Here is an 8393-nt window from a genome sequence, read left to right on the forward strand (position 1 = left end):
GGGGCCATCCGAAGGATGGTGGAGGGGCCGCAGCGTCGCGTTATCGCCCCTCCGTCAGCGGCTACGCCGCTGCCACCTCCCCATGCCCGCGGCACAGGGAGGATCGAAGCGGTATCAATCGGTGAGGTCGGCCGGCACCTTGCCGCCGTTCGCCGCCAGCTCGCGCATCACCGCCTTGTGCAGCCAGATGTTCATTTCGGCGCTGCCGTCGAGCGCGCCGGTATAGCCGAGTTCCTGCGCCAGTTCCTTGCGGTTGGCGAGGCTCGAATCGATGCCGAGCAGTTTCATCAGGTCGACGATCGAGGTCCGCCAGTTGAGCGGTTGGCCTGCCTTGGCCGCCTCTGCGGTCAGGATTGCATCGACATCGACCGGTGCCGCCGCGGCGGCAGCCATCGCGCTGGTCGCGGTGTCGAGCGCGCTGCCGACCGGGCCGGGCGCGGCGGGTGCTGCGGATTCGGCGGCGACCGCCTTCTTGCCGAAAATTGCATCCTTGATGCTGCTGAAAATGCCCATGATTTCACTCCCACAATCGCGCGGTCCGGCCGGAAAGGCCGAGTCGGGGAACCGCAGGCTACGACTATGCCGTTGAAAATGACAGCCAAATGAACGGCTCGTCGCGCGCCACCGGGCTGCTATAGTGCAGCCGGAGGGCGCGGACCAATCGGCGCCGTAGCGGGAGACAAGCGAGATGAACCTGACCGACATATTGGCGCAGGCCGGCGGCATCGAATCGATGGCGAAAGACCTGGGGATTCCGCCCGCGATGGCGAAGCAGGGCGCCGAAGCGCTGCTGCCCGCAATCCTCGGCGGGTTCAAGAAACAGGCGCAATCGGGCGGGATCGAGGGGCTCGGCGGCTTGCTCGGCCAGCTGGGCGGCGGCGGCCTGCTCGATGCGGTGCTGGGGTCGCAGCCGACGCCGGTCAGTCAGGGCAATGACGTGCTCGGCCAGATTTTCGGAACGAAGGACGTCAGCCGCACCGTCGCCGTGCAAGCGGCGGCGCAGACCGGGCTCGATGCCGGGCTGCTCAAGAAAATGCTGCCGATCCTCGCGATGATGGTCGCGGGTTACATGGCGAAACAGGGCGGCCAGTCGCAAGGTGGCGGCCTGGGCGGCATGCTGGGCGGCGCGGGCGGCAGCGGCGGGCTGGGCGGGATGCTCGGCAATATCCTTGGCGGTGCGGTCGGCGGCGGCGCTGCACCGTCGGCCGCCGGCGGGCTCGGCGGCCTGGCGGGCATGCTCGACCTGAACGGTGACGGCAATCCGCTCGACGATATCCTCGGCATGGCGGGCAAGCTCGGGCGCTGACCGCCCGCGCGGCGCCGCACAGCACCGGTTGCGGTGCGGCGCCGGGTCAGGCTGCCTGCAGGCGCCAGTCCTCGCGCATTTCGGCGGGCCATCGGGGTTTGCCAAGCATGGCGACCGGCTCGTCGCCGCCATCCTTGTCATTCCCCGGCGCCGCAATGTCGCGCATATATTCGATGGTCGGCGCGCTCGTCCCGCGGCCGCGGCTGGCGCGCTCGACCTGCCGCCCGGTGGGGCGGAAGCCGAGCTTGCGGAGCACCGATCCCGATGCCGGATTGTCGACGAAATGCGACGCGACGAGCCGCGGGATGGCCATGGTACGCGCCAAGTCGATCATGTGTCGGCCCGCCTCGGTCGCATAGCCCAGCCCCCAGAAGGGCCGCGCGACCCAATAGCCGAGCTCGACCGATCCGTCGTCCATGCGGTCCATACCGATGCACCCGATGATGCGCGGGCTGCTCGCCGTGCGCTGGACCATCAGGAACCGGCTGGGGCTGGCGCTCGTCCATCCCGCCAGAAAATGGCGAGCGTCGTCTTCGCTGTAGGGCCACGGCGCGCTGGCGAGGTTACGGACGATCATTTCGTCGCCAATCGCCCGCGCCAGCGCGGGGGCGTCCTCCTGCCAGCCGGGCCGCAGCAACAATCTTTCGGTACGCGCAAACATCATATCACTCCCAATGGCGCCGCCTTTGGCGCCCGTCGGTGACGCTTTGACGACAGCGGTTTGTCGAGGGAGATGGATGGCCCGATTTTCGCGTCCGTTCCCGTGAGGGGCCGCCATCAGACGGATTACAGACAAGAAAAAAGGGAGTCCGGGGGGTGACCCGTCTCCCTCTTTTCGAACTTTGTTTCCGCTGGTGGCGGAAAGGACCGTTCCGGGTCATCCCTTGGTGGGCGACCCGTGCGGATCGTCCTTTATTCGGCAGCTTCCGCCATGGCGTCGACCGACACATATTTGCGGCCAAGCTTGCCGTCGTGGAATCGGACGTGGCCGTCGGCGGTGGCGAACAGCGTGTGGTCCTTGCCCATGCCGACATTGGCGCCCGGATACACTTTGGTACCGCGCTGGCGCACGATGATGTTGCCGCCGATCACTTCCTGACCGCCGAATTTCTTCACGCCAAGGCGACGGCCGGCTGAGTCGCGACCGTTGCGCGATGAACCGCCTGCTTTCTTATGTGCCATGACCTAAACTCCTATTCGTTTCGTAGGGCCGAGCCGCGTTGCCGCGCTCAGGCGTCCTTCTTGGGGGCTGCCTTCTTGGCAGCGGGCTTCTTGGCGGGCGCAGCCTTTTCGGCGGCGTCGGCCTTGGGAGCGGCGGCCTTTTTGGGTGCGGCTTCCTTTTTCGGTGCCGCTTCCTTGGCGGGGGCAGCAGCCTTGGCCTCAGCCTTCGGGGCGGCCTCGTCCTTCGGCGCGGCTTCCTTCTTCGGCGCGGCCTTCTTCGCTTCGCCGACGGCCAGGATGCGCAGCAGCGTCAGCGACTGGCGGTGACCGTTGCGGCGGCGGTAGTTGTGCCGGCGGCGCTTCTTGAAGACGATAACCTTTTCGCCGCGGGTCTGGGCGATGATCTCGGCCGAAACGGTCAGACCCTTCGCATCCTTCACCTCGCCGCCGTCACCGGCCAGCAGGACGTCGCCCAGCGACACGGTGTCACCGGCTTCACCCTCGATCTTCTCGACGGCGATCTTGTCTCCGGCGGCAACGCGATACTGCTTTCCGCCCGTGCGCACGATTGCGAACATGGTCTTCCATCCAATCAAAAAACTAGATCACCCGCGCTACCAATCCCCCGCCGAAGCGAGTGATTTTTCCGGCATGCGGGAAAGTCAGCGCCACTAGCGAGTGCGGCGCGCACTGTCAACCGCCAAATCCCGCGCTTTTCGCGCAAAATGGGGGTGGACGCCCGGTCGCGGGACCGGCGGCCGATTCGGTGCTTGCTGCGTCGCCCCGGCGCCCATATCAGGGACGGCGATGAAGCGAACCCTTGTTTCCCTCGCGCTGACGCTCGCCGCGTCGCTATCGCTGTCGGCCTGCGCGGCGGCGCAGAATACGGGCGCACCCTCGCTCGCCAAACGGCCGGTCGAGGGACGATTCGACGTGGCCCCGCCGCCGGTGATCGTCCAGCCGCCGGGACCGCTTCCCGCCGATCTCGGCGGTCGGCTCGCGCGTTGGGAAGCCGACGCGGCGGCGGCGCAACAGGCTTTCGCCGCCGAACGCAATGTGACCGCGCCGCTGGTCGCCGCCGCCGCGGGCGCGGCGGTCGCCAGCGAACGCTGGGTCGTCGCGCAGCAGGCGATCTCGCGCCTCGTCGCAACGCGTGCGCCGCTCACCGCCGCACTCGCCGACATCGACCGGCTCTATCTGGAGCGCAGTGTCGACGAGGCGATCGACGGGCTGCCCGAAATCTACGCGCTGCGCGACCGGCTGGCGGACATGGTTTCGACGCAAGATGCCGTGCTGGAGGCGTTGAGCGGGCAGCTGCCGGGGCAGTAGATAATAATCCTCCCTGTCGCGAAGCGATGGGGAGGGGGGCCGCTCGCGAAGCAAGTGGTTGCGGGGCGTTGCGACGGTAGCGCATGGCCCCTCCGTCAGCCCTCCGGGCTGCCACCTCCCCATGGCTTCGCCGCAGGGAGGATCAAGGTCGACGCTATTGATTCAGCCCGTGCTTTTTGAGCGCATGGCGGATCTGGTCATAACTTAGCCCCAGCGCTTCGGCGGCGACCTTCTGGTTGAAACGGCAACGCGCCATCGTGTCCGCCAATATCTGGCGCTCATAGGCGTCGACCGCAGCGCGCAGGTCGCTGACCGGGCCGGTTGGCATTGCGCTCGATGGGGGGGTGGGCTCGGCGGCAGCGGGCGCGCCGCCACCATCCGCCTTTGCCGCAGATTTGCGCACCACCGGCTGCCACGGACTCGCGAAGGGGTCGAAATTGAGTGCATCGACCGGCTTCGTCGGATCGGCCCAGCGATAGATGGCGCGTTCGATGACGTTGCGCAGTTCGCGGACGTTGCCCGGCCAGTCGTGCCCCTCCATCGCCGCGAGCGCGCGCGGGCCGAATCCGGGCCATTCGTCCCAGCCGAGCACCGCCGCCATCCGCTGCCCGAAATACTCCGCGAGCACCTCGATGTCGCCTTCGCGGGCGCGCAGCGGGGGCAGGGTGATGACCTCGAACGACAGGCGGTCGAGCAGGTCGGCCCTGAACCGGTTGTCGTCGACCAGCGCCGGCAGATGTTCGTTGGTTGCCGCGACGATGCGGACGTCGACGCGGATCGGGCGCGACGACCCGACGCGCGTGACCTCGCCATATTCGACCGCGCGCAGCAGCCGCTCCTGCGCGCCCATCGACATCGTCGCGAGTTCGTCGAGGAACAGGGTGCCGCCGTCGGCCTCCTCGAAGCGCCCGGCGCGGGTGCGCGTTGCGCCGGTAAAGGCACCCGCCTCATGCCCGAACAGCTCGCTCTCGATCAGCGTTTCGGGCATCGCGGCGCAGTTCATGATGACATAGGGCCGGTCCCAGCGCGTCGACAGGCGGTGCAGGCGTTCGGCGATCAGTTCCTTGCCGGTGCCGCGTTCGCCGATCACCAGCACCGGACGGTCGAGCGACGCGGCCAGGCTGGCGCGTTCGACCGCGTCCTGAAAGGCCGCCGACTGGCCGATGAACTGCGTTTCGCGCTCCATTCCCAATCATTGGCAAAATTTCCCGCTGGTTGGCAAGCCAAATCGGCGCGAAACACAAATCGTGAGTGAAGTTGCGCGGTTTTGCGCCGCTTGCCGCATTTGGCACGGTGTCTGCATAGTTTCCTGCGAACCGGGACAAATTGTTCCGGTGCAGCGAAAAACCAGAGGAAGGTTGATCCATGAAGTCGATGTTTGCCCAAGCCGCCACTTTCGTGCTGAGCACGGCCGGAGCGCTGGCCATTCTCGTCGGAGCGATCGATCAGCCGCAGGTCGCGGCCAGCGTCACCGGCCTTCAGGCCGGCCCGCTCGTCGCCGCTGTGATGACCCCGGCGGTCAGCGCCTTGGCCTGACCGACACTGGTGCCGGGGCACTCTCCCCCCTTGCCCCGCCCCGGCACCAGCCTTTTACAAAAGCCACCCCAAAAACGACATGGGGTCTCAAGGTTTCGACAGGAGTTTTTCAGATGGGTATTTTTTCACGCACCCGCGACATCATCGCCGCCAACGTCACCGACCTGCTCGACCGGGCCGAAGATCCCGAAAAGATGATCCGCCAGATCATCTTCGAGATGAACGAAACGCTCGTCGAAGTCCGCGCTTCCGCCGCCCGCACGATCGCGGATCAAAAGGAAATGCGCCGCCACATCGCCAAGCTGGAAAGCCTGCAGGACAGCTGGAAGGAAAAGGCCGAACTCGCGCTGTCGAAGGACCGCGAAGACCTGGCCACCGCCGCGCTGGTCGAAAAGCAGAAGGCCGGCGACATGGCTGAAAAGCTGAAGGCCGAAATCGCGACGCTGGATGACGCGCTCAAGGGTTATGAGGCCGACATTGCCAAGCTGCAGAAAAAGCTGAGCGAAGCCCGCGCGCGCCAGTCGAGCGTCGTCAATCGCCTCGAAAGCGCCGAAAACCGCTACAAGCTGCGCGAAATGACCAACGGCGACCGGGTTGAAGACGCCTTCTCGCGCTTTGAAATCCTTGAACGCCGCGTCGACGAAGCCGAAGGCCGCGCCGATGCGCTGGGCCTGGGCTATAAAAAGTCGCTCGACGAGGAAATCGCCGAACTCCAGGCTGCCGACAAGGTCGCCGACGAACTCGCCGCGCTGAAAGCCGCCCAGGCCAAGAAATAAGGAGCCGGACCGATGGAAGAAATCATCATCGTCCCGATCGTCATCGGAACGCTCTTCCTCGGTCTGCCCTGGCTGATCCTCCACTACATCACCAAGTGGAAACAGGCCAAGACGCTGACCGGAGAGGACGAGCAACTGCTCGACGAATTGTACGACACCGCACGCCGCCTCGAAAACCGGCTGCACACCGTCGAACGCATCATCAGCGCCGACCATCCCGACTTCCGCCCTGCGGTGCGTAGCGATGAAGAACTGGCGCAACTCGAAAATACCAGCCGGAGGAACTGAGATGTCTGCCAGCCGCACGAAATTCTACCTCGACAAACAGAACGCCAAATGGAGCGGCGTGTGCGCGGGGATCGCCGATTACAGCGGTGTCGATGTGCTCTGGGTCCGCGTCGGCGCGGTGCTGCTGACGCTGATGGGGGGCTTTCCCTGGACGCTGATCGCTTACTGGATGGTCGCCTGGATGGGCACGCCCAAACCCTTCGCGCTCTATGGATCGCAGGAGGAAGCCAAATTCTGGCAAGGGGTACGCAGCAACCCGACCGCATCGACCCGCGATATCAAGTCGCGTTTTCGCGACATCGATCGCCGCCTTGCGGACATCGAACTCTATTACACCAGTCACAACCGCCGCCTCGCCGACGAGATCGACGCGCTGCGGTAATTCGGGGCGCTGAACCGCCCGGCGTCGGGCGGACGCCACGCAACAGGGAGAAGACAGATGAATTTCGGTGGAACCGGTTTCGTCCTCGCCATTATCGCCTTGTCGATCGGCGGCTGGATGTTCACCACCTGGATCCGCGCCAAGCACGGTTATCCGGTTGAAAATGAATGGGGTGGCACGGTTCATCGAACCGACCCCGACGCTGATCGAAAAATTGCGCTGCTCACCGATGACAATGCCAAGCTCGCCAGCCAGATCGGCCGGCTCGAGGAACGCATTTCGGTGCTGGAGCGGATCGCGACAGAGAATAACGGTCAGGCGGCGCAGCTCGCCGACCAGATCGACCGGCTGCGCTGAGGGGAAGACAAATGAATCTCGAGGTACTCAACACGATCGCGCCGATTGTTACCATGGTCGGCATCGCCGGCATCGGCGGCTGGGTTTTTACCACCTGGCTGCGCGTCAAGAACGGCTATCCGCTCGAAAACAGCTGGGGCAAGGCGGTCTATCCGAAGACCGGTGACGAAGCGATGGAGCGCGTCAAGCTGATCAGCCAGGAAAATGCCCAGCTGCGCGCCGAACTGGGTTCGGTGAAGGACCGGCTGGCGGTTGTCGAGCGCATCGTCACGGACGAAAGCCACCGCGTCGCGGCCGAGATCGAGGCGCTGCGGCGCCCGGCAAACTGAGGAGACCGGCGATGGGTGACGCAATCTGGATCCTGATCCCGCTGGCCCCTTTCCTCCTCGGCGGCTTTGCCATCTGGTCGAAACACCAGCAAAAGATGATCGAGAAACAGTCCGAAATGACCGCCGAGAAGGCCGCGCAATATGCCGCCGCGACCGAACGGCTGGAGCAGCGGGTGCGCGTGCTCGAACGGATCGTTACCGACAAGGGAATTGACGTTGCGGACGAGATCGAAAAGCTGCGCGACGCCCCGCTGAACTGACACAATGATAAGAACCGGAAAGGATACTCCCCATGAACCCGTTTGAAATGGTTATCGGCATCGTCCTGATCGTGACCATCGGCAGCGTCGTCCGCGCCAAATATGGCGTGCGCCGCGACAACAAGGGCAACGAGTTTTTCGCCGCCCCCGCCGACAATGCCGAGACCAAGGCGCTGCAGGCCGAAATCCGCGCGCTGAAGGACCGCATCCAGGTGCTCGAACGCATCGCCACCGACACCAACCGCGCCGTCACGCTCGACCAGGAAATCGAACGGCTGCGCGACAACAGCAAGATCTGAACGCCGGTAAAGGAGCAACGCTCATGGCCTTCATCACCCCCGATTTTACCGCAGCCGCCGTGGCGCTCACCGCGCTGACCATCATGAGCCTCGTCGCGCTGCGCGGCTGGCGCGACTGGATCCAGCTGAAGCGCGACGAACTCGCCGCCGCGAACAGCCACTTGGGACAGGACGCCGCCGTCCCCCACGCCGGATCGCGCATCGAAATCGCCGACCTCAAGGAACGGCTGCGCAAGCTGGAGGCGATTGCAGCGGGGGTCGATCTTTGAGCCCGGATAAACCCGTATCGTCATTGCGAGCGTAGCGAAGCAACCCAGAGTAGCGTACTGTAACCTCGTTTCTCGGTTACGACTTTTGTTTCCGCTGTTCC

At 65.1% G+C, this 8393-nt stretch carries 16 protein-coding genes; 11 read left to right on the forward strand and 5 right to left on the reverse strand.

What is annotated here, in order from left to right:
• Window positions 1–114: 114 nt before the first annotated feature.
• Entirely contained in the window at window positions 115–513 is a 399-nt protein-coding gene (locus IR187_RS14340; protein WP_194955263.1) for a DUF3597 domain-containing protein, read from the reverse strand.
• 175 nt (window positions 514–688) lie between these two features.
• Between IR187_RS14340 and IR187_RS14345 the strand changes: the two genes are divergently transcribed.
• Entirely contained in the window at window positions 689–1306 is a 618-nt protein-coding gene (locus IR187_RS14345; protein WP_194955264.1) for a DUF937 domain-containing protein, read from the forward strand.
• Between the two features lie 46 nt (window positions 1307–1352).
• Here IR187_RS14345 and IR187_RS14350 read toward each other — a convergent pair whose 3' ends face one another.
• The 3 genes from IR187_RS14350 to rplU form a co-directional block, all read right to left on the reverse strand.
• Window positions 1353–1967, reverse strand: coding sequence for a GNAT family N-acetyltransferase (locus tag IR187_RS14350; protein WP_194955265.1), 615 nt, complete (start codon window positions 1965–1967; stop codon window positions 1353–1355).
• A 251-nt stretch (window positions 1968–2218) separates the two neighbouring features.
• Window positions 2219–2488, reverse strand: coding sequence for a 50S ribosomal protein L27 (gene rpmA / locus IR187_RS14355; protein ID WP_194955266.1), 270 nt, complete (start codon window positions 2486–2488; stop codon window positions 2219–2221).
• 47 nt (window positions 2489–2535) lie between these two features.
• The gene (rplU, locus tag IR187_RS14360; RefSeq protein ID WP_194955267.1) at window positions 2536–3045 is read right to left on the reverse strand and encodes a 50S ribosomal protein L21; all 510 of its coding nucleotides are present in this window, start codon (window positions 3043–3045) and stop codon (window positions 2536–2538) included.
• 229 nt (window positions 3046–3274) lie between these two features.
• Here rplU and IR187_RS14365 point away from each other — a divergent pair, with 229 nt between their 5' ends.
• Complete coding sequence (locus IR187_RS14365; protein ID WP_194955268.1) at window positions 3275–3796, forward strand: hypothetical protein; 522 nt, start codon at window positions 3275–3277, stop codon at window positions 3794–3796.
• A 154-nt stretch (window positions 3797–3950) separates the two neighbouring features.
• On the opposite strand, the gene pspF is transcribed toward IR187_RS14365, so the two are convergent.
• Window positions 3951–4982 (reverse strand): phage shock protein operon transcriptional activator, encoded by a 1032-nt coding sequence (gene pspF, locus IR187_RS14370; RefSeq protein ID WP_194955269.1) that lies wholly within the window; start codon window positions 4980–4982, stop codon window positions 3951–3953.
• A gap of 179 nt (window positions 4983–5161) precedes the next feature.
• Between pspF and IR187_RS14375 the strand changes: the two genes are divergently transcribed.
• The 9 genes from IR187_RS14375 to IR187_RS14415 all read left to right on the forward strand — a co-directional run bounded on the left by IR187_RS14375 (window position 5162) and on the right by IR187_RS14415 (window position 8292).
• Window positions 5162–5332, forward strand: a complete 171-nt coding sequence (locus IR187_RS14375; protein WP_194955270.1) for a hypothetical protein — start codon at window positions 5162–5164, stop codon at window positions 5330–5332.
• Between the two features lie 113 nt (window positions 5333–5445).
• The gene (gene pspA, locus IR187_RS14380) at window positions 5446–6108 is read left to right on the forward strand and encodes a phage shock protein PspA (RefSeq protein ID WP_194955271.1); all 663 of its coding nucleotides are present in this window, start codon (window positions 5446–5448) and stop codon (window positions 6106–6108) included.
• Between the two features lie 12 nt (window positions 6109–6120).
• The gene (pspB, locus tag IR187_RS14385) at window positions 6121–6396 is read left to right on the forward strand and encodes an envelope stress response membrane protein PspB (RefSeq protein WP_194955272.1); all 276 of its coding nucleotides are present in this window, start codon (window positions 6121–6123) and stop codon (window positions 6394–6396) included.
• A gap of 1 nt (window position 6397) precedes the next feature.
• Complete coding sequence (pspC, locus tag IR187_RS14390; protein ID WP_194955273.1) at window positions 6398–6778, forward strand: envelope stress response membrane protein PspC; 381 nt, start codon at window positions 6398–6400, stop codon at window positions 6776–6778.
• A 57-nt stretch (window positions 6779–6835) separates the two neighbouring features.
• Window positions 6836–7135 carry a hypothetical protein gene (locus tag IR187_RS14395; RefSeq protein ID WP_194955274.1) on the forward strand — a complete coding sequence of 100 codons (300 nt, stop codon included), beginning with the start codon at window positions 6836–6838 and terminating at the stop codon, window positions 7133–7135.
• 11 nt (window positions 7136–7146) lie between these two features.
• Window positions 7147–7464, forward strand: a complete 318-nt coding sequence (locus IR187_RS14400) for a hypothetical protein (RefSeq protein ID WP_194955275.1) — start codon at window positions 7147–7149, stop codon at window positions 7462–7464.
• A gap of 11 nt (window positions 7465–7475) precedes the next feature.
• Window positions 7476–7724, forward strand: a complete 249-nt coding sequence (locus IR187_RS14405) for a hypothetical protein (protein WP_137754210.1) — start codon at window positions 7476–7478, stop codon at window positions 7722–7724.
• A 32-nt stretch (window positions 7725–7756) separates the two neighbouring features.
• On the forward strand, window positions 7757–8023 hold the full coding sequence (locus IR187_RS14410; RefSeq protein WP_194955276.1) for a hypothetical protein: 267 nt from the start codon (window positions 7757–7759) through the stop codon (window positions 8021–8023).
• A 23-nt stretch (window positions 8024–8046) separates the two neighbouring features.
• Window positions 8047–8292 carry a hypothetical protein gene (locus IR187_RS14415; protein ID WP_194955277.1) on the forward strand — a complete coding sequence of 82 codons (246 nt, stop codon included), beginning with the start codon at window positions 8047–8049 and terminating at the stop codon, window positions 8290–8292.
• Window positions 8293–8393 lie beyond the last annotated feature (101 nt).

Source organism: Sphingopyxis solisilvae, from assembly GCF_015475875.1.
Taxonomy (GTDB): Bacteria; Pseudomonadota; Alphaproteobacteria; order Sphingomonadales; family Sphingomonadaceae; genus Sphingopyxis; species Sphingopyxis solisilvae.

Bases quoted from the DNA above. Each gene is read 5' to 3' on its own strand.
- pspF (WP_194955269.1), bottom strand. From the start codon at position 4,982: ATGGAGCGCGAAACGCAGTTCATCGGCCAGTCGGCGGCCTTTCAGGAC.
- pspB (WP_194955272.1), top strand. From the start codon at position 6,121: ATGGAAGAAATCATCATCGTCCCGATCGTCATCGGAACGCTCTTCCTC.
- rplU (WP_194955267.1), bottom strand. From the start codon at position 3,045: ATGTTCGCAATCGTGCGCACGGGCGGAAAGCAGTATCGCGTTGCCGCC.
- IR187_RS14345 (WP_194955264.1), top strand. From the start codon at position 689: ATGAACCTGACCGACATATTGGCGCAGGCCGGCGGCATCGAATCGATG.
- rpmA (WP_194955266.1), bottom strand. From the start codon at position 2,488: ATGGCACATAAGAAAGCAGGCGGTTCATCGCGCAACGGTCGCGACTCA.
- IR187_RS14395 (WP_194955274.1), top strand. From the start codon at position 6,836: ATGAATTTCGGTGGAACCGGTTTCGTCCTCGCCATTATCGCCTTGTCG.
- IR187_RS14340 (WP_194955263.1), bottom strand. From the start codon at position 513: ATGGGCATTTTCAGCAGCATCAAGGATGCAATTTTCGGCAAGAAGGCG.
- pspC (WP_194955273.1), top strand. From the start codon at position 6,398: ATGTCTGCCAGCCGCACGAAATTCTACCTCGACAAACAGAACGCCAAA.
- IR187_RS14365 (WP_194955268.1), top strand. From the start codon at position 3,275: ATGAAGCGAACCCTTGTTTCCCTCGCGCTGACGCTCGCCGCGTCGCTA.
- IR187_RS14400 (WP_194955275.1), top strand. From the start codon at position 7,147: ATGAATCTCGAGGTACTCAACACGATCGCGCCGATTGTTACCATGGTC.
- IR187_RS14350 (WP_194955265.1), bottom strand. From the start codon at position 1,967: ATGTTTGCGCGTACCGAAAGATTGTTGCTGCGGCCCGGCTGGCAGGAG.
- IR187_RS14410 (WP_194955276.1), top strand. From the start codon at position 7,757: ATGAACCCGTTTGAAATGGTTATCGGCATCGTCCTGATCGTGACCATC.
- IR187_RS14375 (WP_194955270.1), top strand. From the start codon at position 5,162: ATGAAGTCGATGTTTGCCCAAGCCGCCACTTTCGTGCTGAGCACGGCC.
- pspA (WP_194955271.1), top strand. From the start codon at position 5,446: ATGGGTATTTTTTCACGCACCCGCGACATCATCGCCGCCAACGTCACC.
- IR187_RS14415 (WP_194955277.1), top strand. From the start codon at position 8,047: ATGGCCTTCATCACCCCCGATTTTACCGCAGCCGCCGTGGCGCTCACC.
- IR187_RS14405 (WP_137754210.1), top strand. From the start codon at position 7,476: ATGGGTGACGCAATCTGGATCCTGATCCCGCTGGCCCCTTTCCTCCTC.